The sequence below is a fragment of the Kitasatospora sp. NPDC056138 genome (genome assembly GCF_042264695.1).
Classification (GTDB): domain Bacteria; phylum Actinomycetota; class Actinomycetes; order Streptomycetales; family Streptomycetaceae; genus Kitasatospora.
In genome coordinates this window covers 1-24,929 of record NZ_JBHJVK010000072.1, presented here as the reverse complement: position 1 = coordinate 24,929, position 24,929 = coordinate 1, and the positions used below count along the sequence as shown (strand labels likewise).

Here is a 24,929-nt window from a genome sequence, read left to right as displayed (position 1 = left end):
GGGGACCGGCCTACGCGGAGCGGTCCAGGGCGCGCAGCGAGCGGTCGGTGATCGACCGGGCACCGCGCCCGATCGCCACCAGGCCGGACTGCACGAGCTCCTTGATGCCGTACGGCTCCAGCATCTTGAGCATCGCCTCCAGCTTGTCGGAGCTGCCGGTGGCCTCGATGGTCACCGCGTCCGGCGAGACGTCGACGGTCTTGGCCCGGAACAGCTGCACGATCTCGACGATCTGCGAGCGGGTCTCGGCATCCGCGCGGACCTTGACCAGGACCAACTCCCGCTGGACGGCCTGGGCCTGGTCCAGCTCGACGATCTTTATCACGTTGACCAGCTTGTTCAGCTGCTTGGTGACCTGCTCCAGCGGGAGGTCCTCGACGTTGACCACGATGGTCATCCGGGAGATGTCCGGGTGCTCGGTCGGGCCGACGGCGAGGGAGTCGATGTTGAAGCCCCGACGGGAGAACAGGGCGGCGATGCGGGCCAGCACGCCGGGCTTGTTCTCGACCAGGACGGAGAGGGTGTGCTTGGACATGGTGGTCATGAGCTCTCTATCGGGTCGACTCAAGAGGGGCTCCGGCGGGGCCGGACCCGACACGGGTGGGGAGTGGGGGACGGGAGGGCGGTCAGTCGAGGTCGTCGCCGAAGTCGGGGCGCACGCCCCGGGCGAACTGGATCTCGTCGTTGCTGGTGCCCGCCGCGACCATCGGCCAGACCATGGCGTCCTGGTGGACGATGAAGTCGATCACCACCGGGCGGTCGTCGATCTCCATCGCCTGCTTGATCACCGCATCCAGGTCCTCGGGGCGCTCGCAGCGCAGGCCGACGCAGCCCATCGCCTCGGAGAGCAGGACGAAGTCCGGGATCCGGGTGCCCTGGGCCGGCGGTGAGATGCCGTCGTGCTCCGGGCCCGCGTGCAGCACGGTGTTGGAGTAGCGCTGGTTGTAGAACAGGGTCTGCCACTGGCGGACCATGCCCAGCGAACCGTTGTTGATGATCGCGACCTTGATCGGGATGTTGTTCAGCGCGCAGGTGACCAGTTCCTGATTGGTCATCTGGAAGCAGCCGTCGCCGTCGATCGCCCAGACCACCGACTCCGGCTTGCCCGCCTTGGCACCCATCGCGGCCGGGACGGCGTAGCCCATGGTGCCCGCACCGCCGGAGTTGAGCCAGCTGGCCGGCTTCTCGTAGTTGATGAACTGCGAGGCCCACATCTGGTGCTGGCCGACACCCGCGGCGTAGATCGCGTCGGAGCCGACGATCCGGCCGATCCGCTCGATCACCTGCTGCGGGGAGAGCTCACCGGCGGGGGCGGGTTCGTAGCCGAGCGGGTAGGTCTTCTTCCACTCGTCGAGCTTGACCCACCAGTCCGCGTAGTCGCCCCGGCGCCCGGCGTCGAACTCGGCCTGGACGGCGACGATCAGGTCGGCCAGCACCTCGCGGGCGTCACCGACGATCGGCACGTCGGCCGGGCGGTTCTTGCCGATCTCGGCCGGGTCGATGTCGGCGTGCACGACCTTGGCGTGCGGCGCGAAGCTGTCCAGCTTGCCGGTGACCCGGTCGTCGAAGCGCGCACCGAGGGTGAACAGCAGGTCGGCCTTCTGCAGCGCGGTGACCGCGGGGACGCTGCCGTGCATCCCGGGCATGCCCAGGTGCTGCGGGTGACTGTCCGGGAAGACGCCCAGCGCCATCAGCGTGGTGACCACCGGCGCGCCGGTCAGCTCGGCGAGGATCCGCAGCTCCGCGCTGGCCCGCGCCTTCAGCACTCCGCCGCCGACGTACAGCACCGGCCGCTTGGCACTGACCAGCAGCTTCGCGGCTTCGCGGATCTGCTTGGCGTGCGGCTTGGTGACCGGGCGGTAGCCGGGCAGCGAGGTCTCCACCGGCCAGCGGAAGGTGGTGGTGGCCTGCAGGGCGTCCTTGGCGATGTCGACCAGGACCGGGCCAGGACGGCCGGTGGCGGCGATGTGGAAGGCCTCGGCGATCACCCGGGGGATCTCGGCCGGGTCGGTGACCAGGAAGTTGTGCTTGGTGATCGGCATGGTGATACCGCAGATGTCCGCCTCCTGGAAGGCGTCGGTCCCGATCGCCTTGGAGGAGACCTGGCCGGTGATCGCGACCATCGGGACGGAGTCCATGTAGGCGTCGGCGATCGGGGTGACCAGGTTGGTGGCACCCGGTCCCGAGGTGGCCATGCAGACGCCGACCCTGCCGGTCGCCTGGGCGTAGCCGGTGGCGGCGTGCCCGGCGCCCTGCTCGTGGCGGACCAGGATGTGGCGCACCTTGTTGGAGTCCATCAGCGGGTCGTACGCGGGAAGGATGGCCCCGCCCGGGATACCGAAGACGGTGTCCGCGCCCACGGCCTCCAGCGAGCGGATGAGCGACTGCGCGCCGGTCATCGTCTCAGCAACAGCCTGGGGTCCCGGAGCATGGGCGGCCGGGTTGTCCCCGCGGCGGGGGGATGCGGCGTGCTCAGTCATCTGCCTGTCTCTTCTCGGGTTCTGTCGGCCCCGGCGTCCCCTGGCGATCCAGGCGGGTCACCGTGCTGGTGGGCCGGTCTCCGGCTCTGCCTCAATCGTCCCGATTTGCGGGGATAGAAGCCAGTGTTCTTGCGGTGGTCGAGCAGTGTCAGTGCAACAAAAAACCCCTCGTGCCAAGGGCATGCGAGGGGTGGCGCGTCGGTCTTTCACGAGCGGGACTCCGTGGTCCGCTCAGCCGACGCGCCTGCCAAGTACGAGAATTCGGGTGCGCATGGGACCGACCTTCCTCCTCGGCGGTGCCGGGTGTCAAGTGGGTGGGACGGCCGTCTCGGTATGCGGACCGGCGTTCGGACCTCCGCAGGACCCCGGTACCGCACGGCGTTCGGGCAGGTCCAGGGCGGCGTGATGGTGCACGACCCGTCCCCCGCCCGGCTCTGCACGGCCACCCGATCGGGTGTCCCCGGCGAGGTACGCGCGCCGTGCCGAGAGCGAGCCGACCGGCCGCGGCAGCGGGTAGACCCGGCGGGCCAGTGCCCGGCGCAGCCGGTGCTCGTCCAGCGGCTGCGCGAAGGCCAGGCCCTGGCCCTGGCGGCAGCCCAACTCCTGGAGCACCGTGACCTGGCGGGGCTGGTCCACCCCCTCCGCCGTGGTGACCAGACCGAGGTCCCGGCCGAGCCGCAGCGCGTGCCCGGCCAGTGCTCTGGTGAGGGTGGACTCGGCGAGGTCCTGGACCAGGCTGAGGTCCAGTTTGAGCGCGTCGAACGGGAGCCGGGCCAGCGCCCCCAGCGAACCGCCGCCCGCCCCGAACCCGGCGACCGCGGTGGACACCCCGAGCCGGCGCAGCGCGGCCAGCCGGCGGCCGATCTCGTCCGCCCCGCCGTCCGGGCCCGTCCTGGCCAGCTCGATCACCAGCTGCTCGGCGGGCAGGCCGGTCTCCCTGAGGATGCCGGCGATGGTCTCGTAGATGCCGGGCGCACAGAGCCGCTCGGCGCTCAGCCGTACGGTGACCGGAACGGCGTGCGGCGCGCCCGGGACCTGGCGGCGGGCGGCGGCCGTGGTGACGGCCTCCTGGAGCATCCAGCGGGCGAACCGGGTCGCCGCGTCGCCCTGCTCGGCCGTGCGCAGGAACTCCGCCGGGGTGAGCACCAGGCCCTGGGCCGAGCGCCATCGGGCCTGTGCCTCGACGGCCGTGACCGCCCCGGTGACGAGGTCGACCACGGGCTGGTGCAGCAGGGTGAAACTGCCCTCCCGGACGGCCAGCCGCAGCCGCTCCTCCAGCTCCGCCCGGCGCTCCAGCTCGGCCCGCATCGCCGGGGTGTAGAGCACCACCCGGCCCTTTCCCTCGGACTTCGCCCGGTACATCGCCAGGTCCGCGTTGCGCATCAGCTCGTCGGTGGCGGCCTTGGGGTCGGAGTCCGGGGCGTGGTCGCGCGGGCCGAAGGCGATGCCGATGCTGGCGGCCACGCCGAGTTCGGCGCCGCCGATCCAGTACGGCTCGGAGAGCGCGGCCCGGAGCCGCTCGGCCAGGTCGTGGACCTGGGCGCGGCCCAGCCGCCCGCAGACCAGGGCGGCGAACTCGTCGCCGCCGAACCTGGCCACCGTGTCCCCGGCGCGCACCGCGCCCTGGAGCCGCCGGGCGGCCTGGACCAGCAGTTCGTCGCCGACCTGGTGGCCCGAGGTGTCGTTGACCGCCTTGAAGCCGTCCAGGTCGAGGAAGAGCACGGCCACGGCGGGCTCGTCGGACTCGGGGTGCTCGCGGGCACCGTCGGCGGGCCACTCGCCCGGACGGGCGCCGGGGCGCTCGCCGAGGGCGGCCCGGACCCGCTGCGCGAACAGCGCGCGGTTCGGCAGGTCGGTGAGCGGGTCGTGGAAGGCGTTGTGGTGCAGCTGGGCCTGCAGCATCACCCGCTCGGTGACGTCCCGGCTGTTGAGGATCAGCCCGTCCCGGTAGCGGTTGACGGTGGACTCCACGTGCAGCCAGTGGCCGTCACCGGAGCGGATCCGGCACTCCACCCGGGCGGAGGGCTCGGCACCACCCGCGTCGGCGTCGCGCCGGCCGGGGTGGCGGACCATCAGTCTCCTGACCTCACCGAGCACCCGGTCCACGTCACCCGGATGGACCAGGTTGAGCAGATTGCCACCGACCAACTCCTCGGGGTCACGACTGTAGACCGTGAGGGTGGCCGGACTGACGTACGAGAGCACGCCGTTGGCGTCCGCGATCATGATGACGTCGCTGGAGCCCTGCACCAGGGAGCGGAAGTGCGCCTCCTTCTGGGCGAGCTCCTGCGCCAGCGAGAGGTTGTCCAGCAGCATCACCCCCTGGCGCACCAGCAGGACCAGGCCGAAGGTCGAGGCCGAGACGATCATCACGCGGTCCAGCGGCCGGCCGCCCATGGCGTTGTAGACGATGCCCGCGACGCAGACCGCCGCCGCCACGTACGGGGTGAGCGCGCTGAAGGTGCTGGCCACCCGGCGGCGCGGGGCGCCGCCGGTGGACGGGTGCTCCCGGTGCGGTCGGCTGCGGTCGGGCGACCAGGGCGCCCAGGCGAGCAGCACGCTGCCGGCGAACCAGCCCGCGTCCAGCAGCTCGCCGGAGTGGTAGCTGCTGCGCAGCTCGGGCGAGGTGAACAGGGCGTCGCAGACCACCGTGACGGCCAGCGCGACCATCGCGGTGTGCACGGCGGCCCGGTTGCCGTCCCGGCCCCGGAAGCGCAGGCCCATCACCAGGCTGACCAGCAGGATGTCGAGCACCGGGTAGGCGAGGCCCAGGGCGAGCCGGAGCGGGGAGTCGCCCTCCCCCGCCGCCACCCGGCCGAGAGCCAGGCTCCAGCTGAGCGTGAACAGTGAACTCGCCACCAGCCAGCCGTCCAGCAGCAGGCAGAGCCAGCCGGCCGCCGTCCTCGGGCGCTGCGCGAGCACCACCACGCCGGTGATCGCCAGCGGGGCGAAGAGCAGGAAGGCGTACTCGGCGGCGGAGTCCGGGGGGAGCGTGGTGCACAGCACCACCTCGTACCAGCCCCAGGTGCCGTTGCCGAAGGCCACCATCGAGGACGAGAGGCCGAACAGCAGCCAGGCGGGCCGGGACGGCCCACCCACCGTGCAGCCGTGCAGCAGGCAGGACAGCGAGGCCGCCAGCGCCGCCCCGGCCAGCCCGAAGTCGCCCATGAAACGGGCCAGTTGGGGCGACCCCCAGCCGAGGGCGGCCCCGACCGCGTAACCCAGGCAGAGCGCGATCAGGACAGCGCCGGGGATCCGGCCGCGGGAGTCGCCGGCACACGCGCCCCCACCGCCCCGCACACCGCCGTCGGGGTCGTCGCCGCGGCGGCCTCCGCGGCCGGCCGGGGGCGCGGCGGGCAGCACCGCATCGGTGGAGTTCACTCGACATCTCCCCCTCCGGCCCGGGGCGTGCACGCGCCCGAGCCTCGGCCGTGCCACCGCGTGAAGTGATCTGACGCCACGTCACTGCAGCATCCCCGCAGGCTGGTTCCGGTACCCACTGGGGCGTCGGACGGAGCCGTTCCGCTACGCCGTACCGGTGTTCCCACCCGGGACACTACACCACTTCGGTCACTCAACGACACGCACACTCAACTTAGAGTAATGGCCCGTGCGTGGTGATGTGCCCCGTTCTCGGCGGGATCGCCCCGGTTGGCAGCGGCGCACGACCGGGGCGCACGACCCACCGGGGCTACGCCCCTTCGGGCACCAACTCCCGGTCGGCGAAGAGCCGGAGGCGGTGGGCGAGGGCCGCCGCCTCACCGCGCGAGGCGACCTCCAGCTTGGCCAGGATGTTGGAGACGTGCACGCTGGCGGTCTTGGGCGAGATGTACAGCTCCTGCGCGATCTGCCGGTTGGTGCGGCCCAGCGCGAGCTGCCACAGCACGTCCCGCTCGCGCGGGGTGAGACCGAAGGACTCGGCCGGATCGGGCCGCCCGCCCGCCGGGTCGGATCCGCGTTCGGCTTCACCGGCTTCCTGTTCGACCTGGCGGAGCTCCGGTGCGAGCCCGGCCCGATCGGCCAACCTGGCGATCTCCCGCTCCAGTTGGCGCTCACCGCGGGCCACCGCCAGCCCGCACGCCTCGCGCAGCAACCCGGCCGCCGCCGCCCGCTGTCCGGCGGCGGCCGCCGCCTCGCCGCCCCGGTACAGGGCGAGCAGCAGCGGCTCGCCGGGGCCGTCCCCGCGCAGCACCTCGATCGCCGCCGTCCAGTGCGCCGGGGTGTCCGCCCCCTCCGCACGGGCCAACTCCCCCTCCAGCAGCCGCAGCCAGCCGACGTGCAGCGCGATCCCGGGCCGGAGCCGGGCGGCCGTGGCGGCGATCCTGGCGAGCGTCTCGGGCCGGCCCCGGTCCGCTGCGGGCAGGCCCCGGGTGTCGGCCTCGATCGCCGCCCCGTCGACCAGCACCGGCAGCAGCCAGCCGGCTCCCCCGTCCAGGAGCCGCCCGGACGAGGCCGCGTACCGCTCGACACTGGTGTCCAGGACGGCCAGCAGCTCGGCCCTGGCCTCCAGCGGGCGGCCGGCCCTGGCGGCGATCCGCATCGCCAGCCGGGCGGTGGGCAGCGCGTGCTGCGAGTCCACCGACCTGACCGTGGACCTGACCTTGGCCAGGTACCTGGCGGCGGAGTCCAGGTCACCCTGGCCCAGGGCCAGATCGCCGCGCAGCCGGTCCAGGAACTCGTGGTGCCCGACCGAACCGAGCCGGTCGTCCCAGGCGGCCAGCAGTTCGGCGGCCTCGGCGGGACGGCCGAGCAGCATCAGCGCCTCGGCCAGGTTGCCGGTCAGGATCGCCCCGGTGTTGGCCAGCAGACCGGTGCTGCCGGCCGCCTCCAGCCCCTGCCTGGCCAGTTGCTCGGCCTCGGCGGGACGGCCGAGCCCGAGGAGCTGGCTGGCCAGGTTGTTGAGGCCCCGGCAGTACACGTCCGCGCCCAGGCTGCGGGACTTCTCGACCGCGTCGGTCAGCAGCGCGACGCCCTCGTCCAGGTTGCCGAAGTGCGCGTGCAGGCTGCCCAGCGTCATCCGGGCGTGCTGCTCCACCCCGGCCGCACCGGCCGCCCTGGCGATCTCCACGGCCCGCTCGGCGAGCCCGATGTCCGCCTCGGTCGGGTGGCCCAGCATCGCGTGCGCGGCGGCCAGCGCGAACACCTCCGCGCGTACGGCCGACGGCCGCAGGTTCTCCACCAGCCGCTGGGCGCGCTCGATCTCCTCGTCGCCGCCACTGCGGTGCAGCTGGGTGAGCAGTCGCGAGCGGTGCATCCTGAACCAGGCGGCCCGCTCCGGGCTCCGCTCCTCGTCGACCAGTTTCAGGGCCGTCTTGGCCAGGCTCAGCCCGCGTTCGCGGTCCCCGGCGCGGCGGGCGGCCACCACGGCCTCGGCGAAGACGTCCACCAGCCGGAGCCGGTCGCACCCAGAGTCGTGGGTGCCCGGGTCGCAGCTGCACGAGGGGTAGGTCTCGGCCCAGTCGTACGGGCGCAGGGTGCTCTCCAGCACCTCCTCGGAGACCTCGTCCCAGAGCTCCAGGGCCCGCTCCAGCATGCGCAGTTGCTCGGCGAAGGCGTTGCGGCGGCGGGCCGCCCTGGCGGCGTCCAGCGCGGTCGGCAGGGCCCGCGCCGGATTGTGCGCGTGGTACCAGTAGTTGGCCAGCCTGGCCGGGCGCTTCTCGCAGCCGACCAGGACCTCGTCGGCCTCCAGCACGGTGGCGTAGCGGCGGTTGATCCGGTATCGCTCGCCGGGCAACAGGTCGTCGGAGACCGCCTCGCGGACCAGGGCGTGCCGGAACCGGTAGCCCTCACCGTCGGTGTCCGGGCGCAGCACGTTGGCGCCGACCGCGTTGCGCAGCGCCTCGATCAGCATCTCCTCGCCCTCGTCCAGGACGGCGGACAGCAGCGCGTGTTCGACGTAGGAGCCGCCTTCGGCGGCGATCCTGACCACCCGTTGGGTCTCGTCCGGCAGGGCCTCGACCCGGACCAGCAGGATGTCGCGGAGCGAGTCGGTCAGCCCGGCGGGGCTGCCGTCCAGGTACGCGGTGGCGAGCTCCTCGATGAAGAACGGGTTGCCCTCGGAGCGGCGGTGGATCCGGTCGATCAGGTCGCGGTCCAGGGTCTCGACGCTCTCGCTGCCGAGGATGCCCGCCAGCTGTGCGGCGACCTCGTGCGGCCCGAATCTGGCCAGTTCCAGCCGCTGTATGGTGCGCAGTCGGTCGAGTTCGGCCAGGAAGGGGCGCAGCGGGTGGCGGCGGTGCAGGTCGTCGCTGCGGTAGGTGGCGATGATCAGGACCCGGGAGCGGTGCAGGGTGCGGACCAGGTAGGCGAGCAGTTCACGGGTGGAGCGGTCGGACCAGTGCAGGTCCTCGACGGCCAGGACCAGCGTCCGGTCGACGGTGAGGCGTTCGAACAGCCGGGCGGTGTGCTCGAAGAGCCGGGCCCGGCCGAACTCGTCGTTGGGCTCGGTGCCGGTCTCGCCGAACTCCGGAAGCAGCCGCGCCAGATGGCCCTCCATGCCCTCCGCGGCCCGTTCGAGTTCGGCACCGAGCGCCCGGTGCAGGCGGCGCAGCGCGGTGGCCAGCGGCGCGTACGGCAGGCCCTCGGCGCCGACCTCCAGGCAGCCGCCGAGCGTGGTCACCACGCCCCCGTCGCTCCCGTCGCAGGCGGCCGCCAGGAACTCCTCCACCAGCCTGGTCTTGCCGACCCCCGCCTCGCCGCCGATCAGGACGGTCTGCGGCTCCCCCGCCACCGCCCGGCGCAGCGCCGCGTCGAGGACGGTGGTCTCGGTGCCGCGGCCGACGAAGACGGGACTGATCGATTTCTGCTCCACACCGGCGAGCATGCCACAGGCGCCCGACGCCGGTGGAGCGGTTATCCCGGGGGCCGGACAGCCCGAGGGGGAGGCGCCGTAGGCGTCCTCCCCCTCGTTCTTGCGGCCCGCCGGTGTTCCCGGCCCGAAGCCGCCCGGGTCCGCACCCGGGCCGTGCACCGCCGTCAGCATTCGCCGAGCTGCGCGGCGCGCGGGCGGGCGACCGGGCGCCGTACGCCGCGGGCCAGCCGGGCCACCGCGCCGGTGCGCTGACGGACCGTACGGGCGCCGCGGGCCTCCTGGACCAGGCGGTCGTGCTCGGCCTGGCGGTGCAGTTCCTCGACGCGGTTCTGGATGAGCTCGTACTCGAACATCTGGGATTCCCCTCCGGTCGGACGATCGCCGGCCCCTTCGGCCGGCCCTCCCTCGTCCTGGTTACAGACTCCTCTCCCAGAGGGGTTCGCCGCATCGGGAGCATGCCCGATCCCGCCGGGCCCCCGGACCTTAGAAAGCCCGTGCCCCCTCCCTGTTCGGGAGGGGGCACGGGCTCTGATACCTAAGTAGGCAGCCGCTCGGGCTAAGGATCCTTAGGCCTGAACGCCGAGACGCTCAAGAATCAGGTCCTTCACCCGGGCCGCGTCGGCCTGGCCGCGGGTGGCCTTCATGACCGCGCCGACCAGCGCGCCGACCGCGGCGACCTTGCCGTCACGGATCTTGGCGGCGATCGCCTCGTTCTCCGCGATGGCCTGGTCCACGGCCGCGCCGAGCGCCGAGTCGTCGGAGACCACGGCGAGTCCCCGCTGCTCCACGACCGCGTCCGGCTCGCCCTCGCCGGCCAGCACGGCCTCGATGACCTGGCGGGCCAGCTTGTCGTTCAGCTTGCCCTCGGCGACCAGGGTGCAGACCCGGGCCACCTGGACCGGGGTGATCGGCTGCTCGGCCAGATCGGTACCGGTCTCGTTGGCGCGACGGGCCAGCTCGCCCATCCACCACTTGCGGGCCTGGTCGGCGGGGGCACCGGCCGCGATGGTCTCCTGGATCGGCTCCACCGCACCGGCGTTGAGCACCGACTGCATGTCCTTGTCGGACAGGGCCCACTCGGCCTGCAGCCGGGCCCGGCGCACCCGGGGCAGCTCGGGCAGCGCGGCCCGCAGCTCCTCGACCCACTCCCGCGAGGGGGCGATCGGGACCAGGTCGGGCTCCGGGAAGTACCGGTAGTCCTCGGCGTTGTCCTTGATCCGGCCCGAGGTGGTGGTGCCGTTGTCCTCGTGGAAGTGCCGGGTCTCCTGGACGATGGTGCCGCCCTCGTCCAGCACCGCGGCGTGCCGCTGGATCTCGAACCGGGCCGCCCGCTCCACGCTGCGCAGCGAGTTGACGTTCTTGGTCTCCGAGCGGGTGCCGAACTTCTCGGTGCCGTTCGGGCGCAGCGACAGGTTGACGTCGCAGCGCATCTGGCCCTTGTCCATCCGGGCCTCGGAGACGCCCAGCGCCTTGATCAGCTCGCGCAGCTCGGCGACGTACGCCTTGGCCACCTCGGGGGCACGCGAACCCGCGCCCTCGATCGGCTTGGTGACGATCTCGATCAGCGGGATGCCGGCCCGGTTGTAGTCGAGCAGCGAGTGCGTCGCGCCGTGGATGCGGCCGGTCGCGCCACCGACGTGGCTGGACTTGCCGGTGTCCTCCTCCATGTGGGCGCGCTCGATCTCGACCCGGAAGGTCTCCCCGTCCTCCAGCTGGACGTCGAGGTAGCCGTTGAAGGCGATCGGCTCGTCGTACTGGGAGGTCTGGAAGTTCTTCGGCATGTCCGGGTAGAAGTAGTTCTTCCGGGCGAACCGGCACCACTCGGCGATCTCGCAGTTCAGCGCGAGGCCGATCTTGATCGCCGACTCCACGCCGATGGCGTTGACGACCGGCAGCGAGCCGGGCAGGCCGAGGCAGGTCGGGCAGGTCTGGGTGTTCGGCTCGGCCCCGAGCGCGGTCGAACACCCGCAGAACATCTTGGTCTTGGTACCCAGCTCCACATGGACCTCAAGGCCCATCACCGGGTCGTACGAGGCAAGAGCCTCCTCGTACGGGACCAGGTTTTCGACGCTCACAGCGTCCCCTTCACTAAAAGTCTTGGCGGTACGGGCCGTCAGCCCAGGAGGACGTCGTCGTCGCCGAGCTGCTTGAGCTCGCGCAGCAGCAGGGCGGTGCCGGTGACCAGGGCCACGGCGCCGACCACGGCGTTGATCAGCTTGAGGGTGTCCTGCTCCAGGCGGGCCTTCTTGACGTCCTTGACGATCGAGACCGCGCCGAAGGCGCTGGTGCCGATGGACAGCCACAGGCCGGGCTTGCTGTGCTTGAAGCCCTTTGCCTTTGCCACGGTGCTCACAGTGCCGGTGCCTCCTCCAGCAGGGGGTGTCCCCACTTGTCGTTGAGTGCGGCCTCGACGGCGCCGCCCACCCGGTAGAGGCGGTCGTCCGCCATCGCGGGGGCGATGATCTGCAGGCCGACCGGGAGGTTGTCCTCCGGAGCCAGACCGCAGGGCAGCGACATGGCCGCGTTGCCCGCGAGGTTCGAGGGGATGGTGCACAGGTCTGCCAGGTACATCGCCATCGGGTCGTCGGCGCGCTCGCCGATCGGGAAGGCGGTGGTCGGCGTGGTCGGCGAGATCAGGACGTCCACCCCGGCGAACGCCGCGTCGAAGTCGCGCGAGATCAGGGTGCGGACCTTCTGGGCCGAGCCGTAGTACGCGTCGTAGTAGCCCGAGGAGAGCGCGTAGGTGCCCAGGATGATGCGGCGCTTGACCTCGGGGCCGAAGCCCGCCTCACGGGTCAGCGCGGTGACGTCCTCGGCGCTGCGGGTGCCGTCGTCGCCGACCCGCAGGCCGTAGCGCATGGCGTCGAAGCGGGCCAGGTTGGAGGAGGCCTCGCTCGGCGCGATCAGGTAGTAGGCGGGCAGTGCGAGGGTGAAGGACGGGCAGGAGACCTCGACCACCTCGGCACCCAGCTCGCGCAGCAGCTCGACGCTCTCGTTGAACCGCTGCATCACGCCGGCCTGGTAGCCCTCGCCGGCGAACTCCTTCACCACGCCGATCCGCATGCCGCGCACGTCGCGCAGCTTGGCGGCCTCGACCACGGCCGGGACCGGCGCGTTGATCGAGGTGGAGTCCATCGGGTCGTAGCCGGCGATCGCCTCGTGCAGCAGGGCCGCGTCGAGGACGGTACGGGCGCACGGGCCGCCCTGGTCCAGCGAGGAGGAGAAGGCGACCAGACCGTAGCGGGAGACCGAGCCGTAGGTCGGCTTCACCCCGACGGTGCCGGTGACGGCGCCGGGCTGGCGGATCGACCCGCCGGTGTCGGTGCCGATGGCCAGCGGAGCCTCGAAGGCGGCCAGCGCGGCGGCCGAGCCGCCGCCGGAGCCACCGGGGATCCGGGAGAGGTCCCACGGGTTGCCGGTCGCGCCGTACGCCGAGTTCTCGGTGGAGGAGCCCATCGCGAACTCGTCCATGTTGGTCTTGCCGAGGATGACCACGCCGGCGTCCTTCAGACGCGAGGTCAGCGTGGCGTCGTACGGCGGGATCCAGCCTTCGAGGATCTTGGAGCCGCAGGTGGTCGGGACGCCCTCGGTGGTGAAGACGTCCTTCAGCGCCAGCGGGACGCCGGCCAGCGGGCCCAGCTCCTCGCCCTTGGCGCGCTTGGCGTCCACCGCGCGGGCGGCGGCCAGCGCACCCTCGGTGTCGACGTGCAGGAAGGCGTTGACCTTCTTGTCGACGGCGTCGATGCGGTCCAGGTGGGCCTGGGTCACCTCGGCCGCGCTCACCTCGCCCGTGGCGATGGCGGAGGCGGTCTCGGCAGCGGTGTAGCGGATGAGATCGGTCATCTCGGTCAGTCCTCCCCGAGGATCTGCGGCACTCGGAAACGCTGCTCCTCGGCGGCCGGGGCGCCGGAGAGCGCCTGGTCCGGGGTGAGCGACGGCCGCACCTCGTCCGCCCGCATGACGTTGGTCAGCGGAAGCGGGTGGGAGGTCGGCGGGACGTCCTGTCCGGCGACCTCGGAAACGCGGGCGACCGCGCCGATGATCACGTCGAGCTGCTCGGCGAAGTGGTCCAGCTCTTCGGCCTGCAACTCAAGACGCGACAGCCGAGCGAGGTGGGCAACCTCCTCGCGCGTGATGCCAGGCATGCAGCGATCCTCAAGGTGAGTTCTGGATTGGGCCGGACACCGGGTGCCCGACCCGGGCGGGGGCTCTTGGGGCACACCCGTCCTCTTGGTCTAGGCACATCCTATTGGGTACCCGGTAGGCACCGGCTGCGGCAGAACCCGGACGGCGCCCGGCGCTCCCTGCGCGGGCCGCCCGTACCGCGCCCCGGCGGCACGGGAGCCGCGCGATCGAACCGCCCGGCGGTGCACGGCCGGGCGAACGTCCACCGCGCCACCGGGCGGTCCGCCCCCGCCCGGGGCGTCACTCCGGCTGGACGACGATCGGGACGGCCTGGCCGAGTGCCGGGCGCGGCTTGGGCACCGGCGGTGCGGCCACCAGCTCGACCGGCGCGGCGGCCTGGGTGCGGTGCACCATCAGCCAGGCGGTGGCCTGGTCGGCGGGCAGCGCGGCGGACACCAGCCAGCCCTGCACCGCGTCCACGCCCAGGCTGTGCAGCCGCTCCCAGGTCTCGTCGTCCTCGACGCCCTCGGCGACCACGGTCAGCCCGAGCGAGTGCGCCAGCTCGACCGAGCAGCGGACCACCGCCGCGTCGTGGTGGTCCGCGACCATCCGGGAGACGAACGAGCGGTCGATCTTCAGCTCGCCGACCGGCAGGCTGCGCAGCCGCACCAGCGAGGAGTGCCCGGTGCCGAAGTCGTCCAGCGACATGCCGACGCCGTACCGGCGCAGCTCGGCGAGGGTGTCGGCGGCCAGCCGGGAGTCGTCCAGCAGCAGCCGCTCGGTGATCTCCAGCTGGAGCGCGTGCGCGGGGACCTGGTGCCGGTCGAGGTGGTCGGCGACCCGGCCGGCGAAGCCCGGGTTGAGCACGTCGCGCGGTGAGACGTTGACGGCGACCTGGACCTGGAGCCCCTGGGCCCGCCAGGCGGCGAGCTGGCCGACGGCCGCCTCCAGGACGTAGTCGGTCAGCCGGGGCATCAGGCCGCTGGACTCGGCCAGTCCGATGAACTCGTCCGGCGGGACCTTGCCCTGCCCGGGACGCTCCCAGCGCAGCAGGGCCTCCAGGCCGACCACCCGGCCGTCGAACGCCACCTTCGGCTGGTAGTGCAGCAGCACCTCGCCGGTCTCCAGCGCCCGGCGCAGGTCGCCCAGCAGACCGATCCGGTACGGCGTGTCGATGTCGCGGGCCTCGTCGTACTGCTCGACGCCGCTGCGCCGGTGCTGGGCGTGGCCCATCGCCACGTCGGCCCGGCGCAGCAGGGCCTCGGCGTCCTGGGCGTGCTCGGGGTAGACGCAGACCCCGGCGCTGGCCTCCAGGACCAGCAGCAGGCCGTCCAGCCTGATCGGCGCGGCGAGTTCGGCGATCAGCGCCTTCGCGACCCGTTCCAGGGTCTCGGGCCGGCCGACGCCCGGCAGCAGGACGGCGAACTCGTCGCCGCCGAGCCGGGCCACCACCGGCCGGCCGCCTTTCTGCATGGTCGGCGGCAGGCTGGAGAAGACGTCCTCCGGGTCCTCCCGGCCGGGGTGGTGGGTGCCGGTGCGCAGCGCCCGGTGCAGTCGGCGGGCGATGTGCACCAGTAACCGGTCACCGGCCGTGTGACCCAACGCGTCGTTGAGCGATCGGAAGCGGTCCAGGTCGAGCAGGATCAGCCCGACGCTGTAGTCCTCCTCGCCGTCGTGCTCGGCGATCGCCTCCTGCGCCGCCAGCAGCAGGGCATGGCGGTTCGGGAGATCGGTGAGCGGGTCGGTCAGCTGGTCCCGGGCGCGGTCCCGCGCCATCCGCCAGGCGGCGACCAGTACGGCCAGCGGCACCGCGAAGAGCGGCAGCAGCTCGGGCTCGTACCGGTAGACCAGGACGGCCAGCGGTATGAGCGGCGCGGCGCCGGCCAGCAGCACGCCGAGCAGCAGGACCGCACCTGCCACCCCCTGCGGCGGGCGTGTGGGCGCACCGCCGGTCGTACGATCCATATGCCCTGTCCTCCGTCGGGCCCGCCCCGTCAGGCCGCCTTTCGGTGCGGCACCTGCTGGTGCCGGTGGGCGCCAGTGACGGGGCGTCCCCTACGGAACCGGCCGGTAAGGCCGGTGCCGCCAACCCCTGCTGACACTCTGTTGCGCACCAGGGTATTCCGGCGTACGCCGAGAGGGCGGACTTTCGGACATCCCTGAGCGCGCCACCCGTCATGAATGCCGCTCAGTGACAGAATGCCCTCTTTCCCGAGCAGGAACCCGGGCGTCGCGGCATCAGGACGGTAACGGGGACCGGCCCTCCGAAACGCCCGGCCGGGAGGTCAGAGCCCCAGGTGGGCGCGGGCGGCCTCCGGGCCCTGGTCGAGCAGGACGGCGAAGCCGGCATCGTCCAGCACCGCGAGGCCGAGCTGGACCGCCTTGTCGTACTTGGATCCCGGATTGTCACCGGCCACCACAAAATCGGTCTTCTTCGAAACAGACCCTGTCACCTTCGCACCGCGCGAGGTCAGCGCCTCCTTGGCGCCGTCCCTGGTGTGGCCCGCGAGGGTGCCCGTCACCACCACGGTCAGGCCCTCCAGCGGACGCGGCCCCTCGTCCTCGGCCGCCTCCTCGGTGAACCGCACCCCGGCGGCCCGCCACTTCTCCAGGATCTCCCGGTGCCACTCCTCCTCGTACCACTCCTTGATGGAGCGGGCGATGACCGGGCCCACGCCCTCGGCGGCGGCCAGCTCCTCCTCGGAGGCGGCGAAGATCCGGTCCAGGTCGCGGAACTCGCGGGCCAGCGCCTGGGCGGCGACCGGGCCGACATGGCGGATCGACAGGCCGTTGACGTAGCGCCAGAGCGGCTGCTCCCTGGCCTTGTCGAGGTTCTCCAGGAGCAGCCTGGTGGTCTTCTTCGCGTCGCCCCTGAGATTGGCGAAGAAGGTCACCACCTTCTCCTCGCCCGTCTGGTCGTCCAGCTTGGGCATACCGGACTTCTGGTCGCGCACCTTCACCTTGATCGGGAGCAGCTGGTCCTCGGTCAGGCCGAAGATGTCCCCCTCGTTCCGGACCGGTGGCTCCGCGGGCTCCAGCGGCTGGGTGAGCGCGGTGGCGGCGACATAGCCCAGGCCCTCGACGTCCAGCGACTCGCGGCCGCCGAGGTAGGCGATCCGCTCGCGGATCTGGGCCGGGCAGGACCGGGCGTTGGGGCAGCGCAGGTCGATGTCGCCCTCGGACATCGGGCGCAGCTCGGTGCCGCACTCGTGGCAGTGCGAGGGCATCACGAACTCCTCCTCGGTGCCGTCCCGCAAGTCCTCCACCGGGCCGAGGATCTCGGGGATGACGTCCCCCGCCTTGCGCAGCACCACGGTGTCGCCGAGCAGCACGCCCTTGGCCTTGACCACCTGCTGGTTGTGCAGCGTGGCGTACTGGACCATCGAGCCGGCCACCTTCACCGGCTCGGCCAGCACGGCGAACGGGGTGGCCCGGCCGGTGCGGCCGATGCCGACCTGGATCCGCGCCAGCTTGGCGGTGACCTCCTCCGGCGGGTACTTCCAGGCGATCGCCCAGCGCGGCGACTTGGAGGTGGCGCCGAGCCGGCCCTGCAGGGCGATCTCGTCCACCTTGACGACGACGCCGTCGATCTCGTGCTCGACCGAGTGGCGCCGCTCGCCGTACTGCCTGATGAACGCCCGCACCTCGTCGAGCGTGGCGACGACCCGGTTGTGCCGGGCGGTGGGCAGGCCCCAGTCGTGCAGCAGCCGGTAGGCGTGCGACTGGCAGTCGATGTCGAAGCCGACCCGGGCGCCGATGCCGTGCACCACCATGTGCAGCGGACGGGAGGCGGTGACCAGCGGGTCCTTCTGGCGGAGCGAACCGGCGGCGGCGTTGCGGGGGTTGGCGAAGAGCTTGACCAGCGCCTGCGGGCGCCTGCCCTCCGCGGCCCGCTGCTCGTTCTCCGCGCGGCGGCGCTCGTTCTCGGCGGCGAGCGAGGCGTTCAGCTCCTCGAACGCCTCGGTGGGCAGGTAGACCTCGCCGCGGATCTCCACCAGCTCGGGGACGTTGTCGCCCTTGAGCTGGTGCGGGATCTCCTTGATGGTGCGGACGTTGGCGGTGATGTCCTCGCCGACCCGCCCGGTGCCGCGGGTGGCGGCCTGGACCAGCCGGCCGTGCTCGTAGGTGAGGTTGACCGCCAGGCCGTCCACCTTGAGCTCGCACAGGTAGTGGTACTCCAGGCCGTCCAGCTCGCGGGCGACGCGCTCGGCCCAGGCCGACAGCTCCTCGTCGTCCATCGCGTTGTCCAGGCTGAGCAGCCGCTCGCGGTGCTCGACCTTCGCGAAACCCTCGGTGGGCGCACCGCCGACCTTCTGGGTGGGCGAGTCGGGGGTGACCAGCACCGGGTGCTCGGCCTCGACCGCCTCCAACTCGCGCATCAGCGCGTCGAACTCGGCGTCGCTGACCGTCGGAGCGTCCTGCTCGTAGTACCGGACGCGGTGCTCCTCGACCTCGACCGCGAGCTCGGCGTGCCGCTTGCGCACCTGTACCGGCACGTCTTCCCAGCCCTCGACAGCAGCCACCACGCCGCCCTCCTACGTCTCAACTACCGTCTCACTCCGGGTTGTCCACCAGGCTCTGCGCCGCCTTCACACTCAGTGACAGCGCCCGGCGCGCGTACGAGGGGCTCGCCCCCGCCAGCCCGCAGGTCGGTGTCACCAGCACCCGGCGGCCCAGCAGCTCCGGAGCGAACCCGAGCCTGCGCCACAACCTCCTGACACCCTGGACACTACCGGCCGGGTCCGACAATCCCTCGTCAGTGGAGGGCACCACACCGGCGAGGATCACCGTGCCCGCCTCCACCGCCTCGCCCAGGTCCTCGTCCTCACGCTCCGTCAGCAGCGAGAAGTCGAGCGAGACTCCGGCCACCCCGGCTCGGCGCAGCAGCGGGAGCGGCACCTGCGGGGCGCAGCTGTGCACCACGACCGGCACGTCCACGGCCCGGACGAGGTCGCGCAGTTGCTCCTCGGCGACCTGGCGGTCCACCGCCCGCAGCCGCTGGAAGCCGCTGGCGGTCTTCACCGCACCGGCCAGCACCGCGGGCAGCGAGGGCTCGTCCAGCTGCAGCACGAGCTGCGCGCCCGGCACCCGCTTGCGGACCTCCGCCAGGTGGCGGCGCAGGCCCTCGGTGAGCGACCCGGTGATGTCCCGGCAGGCACCCGGGTCGGCGAGTGCCTTCTCGCCGTGCTTGAGTTCCACGGCGGCGGCCAGCGTCCACGGGCCGACCGCCTGCAGCTTCAGCGCACCCCGGTACCCCTGGGTGAACTCCTCCAGGGCGTCCAGGTCCTCGCCGAGCCAGGAGTGCGCCCGCCGGGTGTCCCGCCCCGGCCGGTCGGCGAACCGCCACCCGCTCGGCTCCACCTGCGCGAACAGCTCGACCAGCAGACCGGCACTGCGGCCGATCATGTCGGCGCCGGGCCCGCGCGCCGGCAGCTCCGGCAGGTGGGGCAGGTGCTCCAGCGCACCGACGGCGGTCTTGGCGGCCTCACGGGCGTCGGTGCCCGGCATCGACCCGACGCCCGTCGCGGCGCCGGTCAGCTCGGGGAAGGGAAAGTCGCTACTCACGGGGTCGAGCCTAGGCCCTGCCCGGCCGGAGCCCCTCCAGGGCGGTCGGGAAGCGGGAAGCCGGTCAGGGGGGCGGGGAACCGCGCGGAACGGACGGCACCGCCCGTACGCGTCCGCCGAGGAACGGGGCACCCGACCCCACCGGGGCTCCCGGGGGCGACCGGCCCGCCGGGCCGAACCGGCGACCCAGCCTTCCGCGGCGCGCGGTCCCCCTCGCCCCCGGGGGCTCACCCGGCTGCCCCGACGGGTTCGGTGTGCCCGAAAGGCTTGTTGCGCCCGGCGGGTCGGGTGTGTCCTGGGGGTCGGGTGTGCGCTGAGGATCGGGTGTGCCGTGAGGGTTCGGTTCAGCGGCCCGGGCGGACGGTGAGGTCGGTGATCTCCGCGTCGCGGGGCAGGTCGACGGCGGTCAGGACGGCGGTCGCCACCGACTCGGGGTCGATCCAGCGGGACGGGTCGTAGTCCCTGCCCTCCTGCTGGTGCACCTGGACCTGCATCGCGGTCGCGGTCCGCCCCGGGTAGACCGAGGTGACCCGGACGCCGTGGCCGTGCTCCTCCTGCCGCAGCGAGTCGGCGAGCGCGCGCAGACCGTGCTTGCTCGCCGCGTACGCGCCCCAGGTGGCATGCGCGTTGAGTCCGGCACCGGAGTTGACGAACACCACGTGGCCCTTGACGAGCCGCAGCGACGGCAGCAGCAGCCGGGTCAGCTCGGCGGGGGCGACCAGGTTGACGTTCAGCTGCTCCTGCCAGGCCTTGACCGGCAGTTCGCCGATCTCGCCGAGCTGGACCACGCCGGCGATGTGCAGCAGCGAGTCCAGTTCGACCGGCAGCTCCTGGTGCCCGAAGGCCCAGGACAGCTTGGCCGGTTCGCCCAGGTCGCCGACCAGCGTGCGGGCCCCGGGGAAGCGCTCGCGCAGCTCGGCGGCGCGCCGGGCGTCGCGGGCCAGCAGCCAGAGCTGCTCGCCGCGTTCGGCGAGTCTGGTGGCGACGGACGCGCCGATGCCGGACCCGGCGCCGGTGATCAGGTGTGCACCCATGGCAGGGCTCCTTGGAGGTGGGGGCGGACCCCGGCGGGGCGGGGTCCTTCGACGGACTGGACCTTCGAGAAGGTGTGGCCCTCGCAGGGGCCGGGCTGGGCCGGCCGCCCGATCAGGCTTCGAGGTGGGCCAGGGCCTCGGCCGGGTCTGCGGCGAAGGTGATCAGGTCGGCGAGCGGGCGGGGCAGGAAGCCCTCGGCGTCCATCCGCTCCAGCTGGGTGCGCAGGCCCTGGTAGAAGCCCTCGGTGTCGAGCACCACGACCGGCTTGTCGTGCAGGGCGTGCTTCTTCAGCTCCAGCACCTCGGTCACCTCGTCCAGCGTGCCGAGTCCGCCGACCAGCACCACCACGGCGTCCGCCCGCTCCAGCAACTGGGCCTTGCGCTCGGCGAGATCGCGCGTCATCACCAGCTCGTCGGCACCCTCGTACGTCTTGTGCGCGAGCAACTGGACCGAGATCCCGACCAGTCGGCCGCCGGCCTCCTTGACGCCGTCGGCGAGCAGCCCCATCAGCCCGGCGTGCGAGCCGCCCCAGACCAGGGTGTGGCCGTGCTCCCCGAGCAGCCGGGCGAACTCGGCGGCCGGGGCGGTGTAACGCTCGTCGAGGGAGTACGCGGAACAGAAGACGGTGATGTTCATAGTGCTCACAGGTCTACCACCTCGCGGTTCCCCGAGGCACGGGGGACCTGCCCGCGTCCGGGACGGACCTGCCGGGTCACGCGCCGACCGGGCGCCGCTCGGTGGTGGCGATGGTGGCCGAGCCGACCACCCGGGTGCCGTCGTAGAGCACCACCGCCTGGCCGGGGGCGATGCCCCGGGCCGGGGCGGCGAGGCGCACCCGCAGTTCGCCGTCGGCCAGCGAGGCCGTCACCGGGACCTCCTCGCCGTGGGCGCGCAGCTGCGCGGTGTACTCGTTTTCGCCGACCGGCTCGGCGCCGCACCAGCGCGGCTTGATCGCGGTGAGCGCGAGCACGTCCAGCCCCTCGGCCGGGCCGACCGTGACGGTGTTGTTCACCGGCGAGATGTCCAGGACGTAGCGGGGCTTGCCGTCGGCGGCCGGGCGGCCGATCCGCAGGCCCTTGCGCTGGCCGATGGTGAAGCCGTACGCGCCGTCGTGCTCGCCGAGCTTGGTGCCGTCGGCGTCCAGGATGTCGCCCTTGGCGGTGCCGAGGTGCCGGGCCAGGAAGCCCTGGGTGTCGCCGTCCGCGATGAAGCAGATGTCGTGGCTGTCCGGCTTCTTGGCCACGGCCAGACCGCGTCGCTCGGCCTCCTCGCGGATCACGTCCTTGGTCGTGTCGCCGAGCGGGAAGAGCGAGTGGGCGAGCTGGTCGGCGTCGAGCACGCCGAGGACGTACGACTGGTCCTTGGCCATGTCCACCGCGCGGTGCAACTCCCGCTCACCGGACGGGAGATCGACGACCCTGGCGTAGTGCCCCGTGCAGACCGCGTCGAAGCCCAGGGCGATCGCCTTGTCCAGCAGCGCGGCGAACTTGATCTTCTCGTTGCAGCGCAGGCAGGGGTTCGGGGTACGGCCGGCGGCGTACTCGGCGACGAAGTCGTCGATCACGTCCTCGCGGAAGCGCTCGGCGAGGTCCCAGACGTAGAACGGGATGCCGATCACGTCGGCCGCCCGGCGGGCGTCCCGGGAGTCCTCGATGGTGCAGCAGCCGCGGGCGCCGGTCCGGAAGGACTGCGGGTTCGAGGAGAGCGCCAGGTGCACCCCGGTCACCTCGTGACCCGCCTCGGCGGCTCGGGCAGCGGCTACGGCGGAGTCCACCCCGCCGGACATCGCGGCCAGCACACGCAGTCGACGGCCGTCGTTGGGACCAGTGGGGGCGCCAGGGAACTCAGTCATGATGCACCCAGCCTACGTGCTCGCGGCAACTCCTCAGCGGCCCGGGAACGAACCGCGAGGCACCCGGGCGAGCGGTGAGCGGCGCGGGGAACCGCGCGGGACGGGAGTACGGCGCCGCACCAACCGCCGGGAGCACGTTGCACCACCCCGCCGGAGGCCGCTCGGGCTGCGAGCGGCCCACCCCGGACCGGCCGACCGCAGGGGCCGGCCGCTTCGCGCGGTTCCCCGCGCTCCCGGCTTCGGGGGTCAGCGGCGGGCGGCCGCTGCCAGCCCCGCGTTGCGGGCGCGGCGGACGGCGGGCTCGATCGCGTCGAGCAGAGCCGTGACGTCGGCGCGGGTCGAGGTGTGGCCGAGCGAGAACCGCAGCGAGGCCCTGGCCAGCAGCGGGTCCGCGCCCATCGCGAGCAGGACGTGGCTGGGCTGCGGCACCCCGGCCGAGCAGGCGGAGCCGGTGGAGCACTCGATCCCCTGGGCGTCCAGCAGCATCAGCAGCGCATCGCCCTCGCAGCCGGGGAAGGAGAAGTGCGCGTTGGCGGCCAACCGCCCCGCCGCGTCGGGGTCTCCGTTGAGCACGGCATCCGGTACGGCGGCCAGGACCCCGGCGACCAGTTCGTCCCGCAGGCCCGCGACCGACTCCGCGTGCCCGGCCCGCCGTTCGACCGCGAGGGCCGCCGCGGCGGCGAACCCGGCGGCGGCGGGGACGTCCAGCGTGCCGGACCGCACGTCGCGCTCCTGACCGCCACCGTGCAGCAGCGGCACGGGAGTTGCGCTGCGGGACAGCAGCAGGGCGCCGACCCCGTACGGCCCGCCGACCTTGTGCCCGGTGACCGTCAGCGCATCCAGCCCCGACTCCGCGAAGGAGACCGGGACCTGACCCAGCACCTGCACCGCGTCGGCGTGCATCGGGATGCCGAACTCGCGTGCGACGGCGACGAGTTCGGTGATCGGCTGGATGGTGCCGACCTCGTTGTTGGCCCACATCACGGTGATCAGCGCCACCGTGGCCGGGTCGCGTTCCACGGCCTCGCGCAGCGCCTCGGGGTGCACCCGGCCGTACGCGTCGACGGGCAGGTACTCGACCAGTGCGCCCTCGTGCTCGGAGAGCCAGTGCACCGCGTCCAGCACCGCGTGGTGCTCGACCGGGCTGCACAGCACCCGGCGCCGCGCCGGATCGGCGTCCCTGCGGGCCCAGTACAGGCCCTTGACGGCGAGGTTGTCCGATTCGGTACCGCCGCCGGTGAGCACGATCTCGCTCGGCCGCGCGCCCAGTGACAGGGCCAGCGACTCCCGGGACTCCTCCACCACCCGCCTGGCCCGGCGGCCGGCGGCGTGCAACGAGGACGCATTGCCGACGACCCCGAGGTGCGCGCCCATGGCTTCGATCGCCTCGGGCAGCATCGGGGTGGTGGCTGCATGGTCGAGATATGGCATAGCGGGTCCAGTGTAGGGGCATCCCCGCGCCCTGATCCCGACGCCCGCGCACGGGTCACGATTTGGCCATTGCACGCCCTGCGACGCGCCGTTAGCCTCCTGCCCACTGCTGGGGCACGGAGGGGTGGACGGTATGTCGCAGACAGTGGACCGGGCGCTGACGATCCTTGCCTCGCTCGGGGAGGGCCCGGCCTCGCTGGAGCAGGCGGCGGCCCGGATCGGCGTCCACAAGTCGACGGCGCTGCGGCTGCTGCGCACCCTGCAGGAACACGGCCTGGTGCACCGGCAGGCCGACCACCGCTACCGGCTCGGCGGGCGGCTGTTCGCCCTGGCCCAGCAGGCGCTGGACGGTATCGACGTCCGCCAGGTCGCGGCCCCGTACCTGGCCTCGCTCAACGAGCGGTACGGGCACACCGTGCAGCTGGCGGTGCTGGCGGAGGGCGAGGTGCTCTACCTGGACGAGGTGGAGAGCCGCCACCCCGGGCGGCCGGGTTCCTGGCCCGACCCGGCCGGGCGGATCGGCCGCCGGGTGCCCGCGGTGGCGACGGCGGTCGGAAAGGTGCTGCTGGCGGATCTGTCGGAGGATCAGCTGGCGGGTTTCCTGGAGGAACAGGACTTCCCCGCCCGCACCCGGCACAGCATCCGCTCCGCCGAGGAGTTCCGCACCGAACTGGCCTCGGTCCGGCACCAGGGGTGGGCGGTGGACCGGGCCGAGTACCAGGAGACGGTCAACTGCCTGGCCGCGCCGATCGTCGGCACGGACGGCAAGGCGATCGCGGCCTGTTCCATCTCGGCGCCCGTCCGGCTGGCCCCGATCGGCGAGCTGAGCCGGTTACTGCCCGAACTGCTCTGCACGGTCGAGGCGATCTCGCTGGCGTACGGCGGCTCGCCTACTCCTCGCTGGTGCGAGAACCGTTGCGGTGCCAGGCCCGCGGTGCGCGCCAGCCGTACTTGAGCGCGAGCATCCGCAGGACGAAGGCGGTCAGCGCGGCGGCCGAGGCGGTGAGGGTGCTCAGCCGGCCCATCCCGATCAGGACGGCGACCATCCCGGCGCCGACCAGCGCGGGCACGGCGTAGATCTCCCGGTCCCAGCGCAGCAGCGAGGGCATCTCGCTGGCCAGTACGTCGCGGATCACGCCGCCGCCGGCGGCGGTGAGCATGCCCAGGGCCACCGCGGCGACCGAGCCGAGTCCGTAGTCGTGCGCCTTGGCGGTGCCGGTGACGCAGAACAGCCCGAGCCCGAGCGCGTCCAGGGTCTGCACGCTGCGGTTGATCCGCTCCACCTCGGGGTGCAGGAAGAACACCACCAGGCCGGCCGCCAGCGGGGTCACGAAGTACCCCAGGTTGGTGAACGCGACCACCGGTGTGGCCCCGATCACCAGGTCGCGCATCACCCCGCCGCCGAGTGCGGTCGCCTCGGCGAGCACACAGATGCCGAAGATGTCCATGTTCTTGCGGACGGCCAGCAGGCCGCCGGACAGGGCGAAGACGAAGATGCCGATCAGGTCCAGCGCCTGCTGGACGTCGGGCGGGAAGAGCTGCGAGGTCACCGTCAATTCTTACCCACGCCGCGACCCCGGCGCGTCCCGGCCGGGCGGAGCCCCGCGGCCACGGCCCGCGGGCGCGGGGC

General features: G+C 72.8%; 17 protein-coding genes and 1 pseudogene. 1 reads left to right on the top strand and 17 read right to left on the bottom strand.

The window, feature by feature from the left end; all coding sequences use genetic code 11:
- Nucleotides 1-10: 10 nt before the first annotated feature.
- From ilvN to ACFC1R_RS31690, 16 genes and pseudogenes are all read right to left on the bottom strand, one after another.
- Nucleotides 11-535, bottom strand: coding sequence for an acetolactate synthase small subunit (gene ilvN / locus ACFC1R_RS31765; RefSeq protein ID WP_375944564.1), 525 nt, complete (start codon nucleotides 533-535; stop codon nucleotides 11-13).
- A gap of 91 nt (nucleotides 536-626) precedes the next feature.
- A complete protein-coding gene (locus ACFC1R_RS31760) occupies nucleotides 627-2,480 on the bottom strand; it encodes an acetolactate synthase large subunit (RefSeq protein ID WP_375944538.1) in 1,854 nt (617 codons plus the stop codon).
- Nucleotides 2,481-2,786: 306 nt separating this feature from the next.
- Entirely contained in the window at nucleotides 2,787-5,861 is a 3,075-nt protein-coding gene (locus tag ACFC1R_RS31755) for a putative bifunctional diguanylate cyclase/phosphodiesterase (protein ID WP_375944536.1), read from the bottom strand.
- A 310-nt stretch (nucleotides 5,862-6,171) separates the two neighbouring features.
- Nucleotides 6,172-9,303, bottom strand: a complete 3,132-nt coding sequence (locus ACFC1R_RS31750; protein WP_375944563.1) for an AAA family ATPase — start codon at nucleotides 9,301-9,303, stop codon at nucleotides 6,172-6,174.
- A 152-nt stretch (nucleotides 9,304-9,455) separates the two neighbouring features.
- Nucleotides 9,456-9,644 carry a hypothetical protein gene (locus ACFC1R_RS31745; RefSeq protein WP_375944534.1) on the bottom strand — a complete coding sequence of 63 codons (189 nt, stop codon included), beginning with the start codon at nucleotides 9,642-9,644 and terminating at the stop codon, nucleotides 9,456-9,458.
- Between the two features lie 213 nt (nucleotides 9,645-9,857).
- On the bottom strand, nucleotides 9,858-11,366 hold the full coding sequence (gene gatB, locus ACFC1R_RS31740) for an Asp-tRNA(Asn)/Glu-tRNA(Gln) amidotransferase subunit GatB (protein ID WP_375944532.1): 1,509 nt from the start codon (nucleotides 11,364-11,366) through the stop codon (nucleotides 9,858-9,860).
- Between the two features lie 38 nt (nucleotides 11,367-11,404).
- Complete coding sequence (locus ACFC1R_RS31735) at nucleotides 11,405-11,644, bottom strand: hypothetical protein (protein ID WP_375944530.1); 240 nt, start codon at nucleotides 11,642-11,644, stop codon at nucleotides 11,405-11,407.
- Nucleotides 11,641-13,134 carry an Asp-tRNA(Asn)/Glu-tRNA(Gln) amidotransferase subunit GatA gene (gene gatA, locus ACFC1R_RS31730; RefSeq protein ID WP_375944528.1) on the bottom strand — a complete coding sequence of 498 codons (1,494 nt, stop codon included), beginning with the start codon at nucleotides 13,132-13,134 and terminating at the stop codon, nucleotides 11,641-11,643. Before gatA ends, ACFC1R_RS31735 begins: the two co-directional genes overlap by 4 nt.
- A gap of 5 nt (nucleotides 13,135-13,139) precedes the next feature.
- Nucleotides 13,140-13,436: an Asp-tRNA(Asn)/Glu-tRNA(Gln) amidotransferase subunit GatC gene (gatC, locus tag ACFC1R_RS31725; RefSeq protein ID WP_045302923.1), complete on the bottom strand. Its 297-nt coding sequence runs from the start codon at nucleotides 13,434-13,436 to the stop codon at nucleotides 13,140-13,142.
- Between the two features lie 101 nt (nucleotides 13,437-13,537).
- Nucleotides 13,538-15,318, bottom strand: a pseudogene (locus ACFC1R_RS31720) (putative bifunctional diguanylate cyclase/phosphodiesterase); the annotation flags it as partial.
- Nucleotides 15,319-15,701: 383 nt separating this feature from the next.
- A complete protein-coding gene (gene ligA, locus ACFC1R_RS31715) occupies nucleotides 15,702-17,939 on the bottom strand; it encodes an NAD-dependent DNA ligase LigA (protein WP_375944561.1) in 2,238 nt (745 codons plus the stop codon).
- Nucleotides 17,940-17,970: 31 nt separating this feature from the next.
- On the bottom strand, nucleotides 17,971-18,981 hold the full coding sequence (locus tag ACFC1R_RS31710; protein WP_375944526.1) for a methionine synthase: 1,011 nt from the start codon (nucleotides 18,979-18,981) through the stop codon (nucleotides 17,971-17,973).
- Between the two features lie 344 nt (nucleotides 18,982-19,325).
- Nucleotides 19,326-20,015: an SDR family oxidoreductase gene (locus ACFC1R_RS31705; protein WP_375944524.1), complete on the bottom strand. Its 690-nt coding sequence runs from the start codon at nucleotides 20,013-20,015 to the stop codon at nucleotides 19,326-19,328.
- 112 nt (nucleotides 20,016-20,127) lie between these two features.
- Entirely contained in the window at nucleotides 20,128-20,652 is a 525-nt protein-coding gene (locus tag ACFC1R_RS31700; protein ID WP_375944559.1) for a TIGR00730 family Rossman fold protein, read from the bottom strand.
- 76 nt (nucleotides 20,653-20,728) lie between these two features.
- The gene (mnmA, locus tag ACFC1R_RS31695; protein ID WP_375944522.1) at nucleotides 20,729-21,868 is read right to left on the bottom strand and encodes a tRNA 2-thiouridine(34) synthase MnmA; all 1,140 of its coding nucleotides are present in this window, start codon (nucleotides 21,866-21,868) and stop codon (nucleotides 20,729-20,731) included.
- 246 nt (nucleotides 21,869-22,114) lie between these two features.
- Nucleotides 22,115-23,299 carry a cysteine desulfurase family protein gene (locus ACFC1R_RS31690; protein ID WP_375944520.1) on the bottom strand — a complete coding sequence of 395 codons (1,185 nt, stop codon included), beginning with the start codon at nucleotides 23,297-23,299 and terminating at the stop codon, nucleotides 22,115-22,117.
- Nucleotides 23,300-23,432: 133 nt separating this feature from the next.
- On the opposite strand from ACFC1R_RS31690, the gene ACFC1R_RS31685 reads away from it, so the two are divergent.
- Nucleotides 23,433-24,254: an IclR family transcriptional regulator gene (locus tag ACFC1R_RS31685; RefSeq protein WP_375944519.1), complete on the top strand. Its 822-nt coding sequence runs from the start codon at nucleotides 23,433-23,435 to the stop codon at nucleotides 24,252-24,254.
- Here ACFC1R_RS31685 and ACFC1R_RS31680 read toward each other — a convergent pair.
- Entirely contained in the window at nucleotides 24,190-24,849 is a 660-nt protein-coding gene (locus tag ACFC1R_RS31680; RefSeq protein WP_375944518.1) for a trimeric intracellular cation channel family protein, read from the bottom strand. The genes ACFC1R_RS31685 and ACFC1R_RS31680 overlap by 65 nt on opposite strands.
- Between the last annotated feature and the right edge of the window lie 80 nt (nucleotides 24,850-24,929).

Bases quoted from the DNA above. Each gene is read 5' to 3' on its own strand.
- ACFC1R_RS31700 (WP_375944559.1), bottom strand. From the start codon at position 20,652: ATGAACATCACCGTCTTCTGTTCCGCGTACTCCCTCGACGAGCGTTAC.
- ACFC1R_RS31760 (WP_375944538.1), bottom strand. From the start codon at position 2,480: ATGACTGAGCACGCCGCATCCCCCCGCCGCGGGGACAACCCGGCCGCC.
- ACFC1R_RS31745 (WP_375944534.1), bottom strand. From the start codon at position 9,644: ATGTTCGAGTACGAGCTCATCCAGAACCGCGTCGAGGAACTGCACCGC.
- gatA (WP_375944528.1), bottom strand. From the start codon at position 13,134: ATGACCGATCTCATCCGCTACACCGCTGCCGAGACCGCCTCCGCCATC.
- mnmA (WP_375944522.1), bottom strand. From the start codon at position 21,868: ATGACTGAGTTCCCTGGCGCCCCCACTGGTCCCAACGACGGCCGTCGA.
- ilvN (WP_375944564.1), bottom strand. From the start codon at position 535: ATGTCCAAGCACACCCTCTCCGTCCTGGTCGAGAACAAGCCCGGCGTG.
- ACFC1R_RS31750 (WP_375944563.1), bottom strand. From the start codon at position 9,303: ATGCTCGCCGGTGTGGAGCAGAAATCGATCAGTCCCGTCTTCGTCGGC.
- ACFC1R_RS31685 (WP_375944519.1), top strand. From the start codon at position 23,433: ATGTCGCAGACAGTGGACCGGGCGCTGACGATCCTTGCCTCGCTCGGG.
- ACFC1R_RS31705 (WP_375944524.1), bottom strand. From the start codon at position 20,015: ATGGGTGCACACCTGATCACCGGCGCCGGGTCCGGCATCGGCGCGTCC.
- ACFC1R_RS31690 (WP_375944520.1), bottom strand. From the start codon at position 23,299: ATGCCATATCTCGACCATGCAGCCACCACCCCGATGCTGCCCGAGGCG.
- gatC (WP_045302923.1), bottom strand. From the start codon at position 13,436: ATGCCTGGCATCACGCGCGAGGAGGTTGCCCACCTCGCTCGGCTGTCG.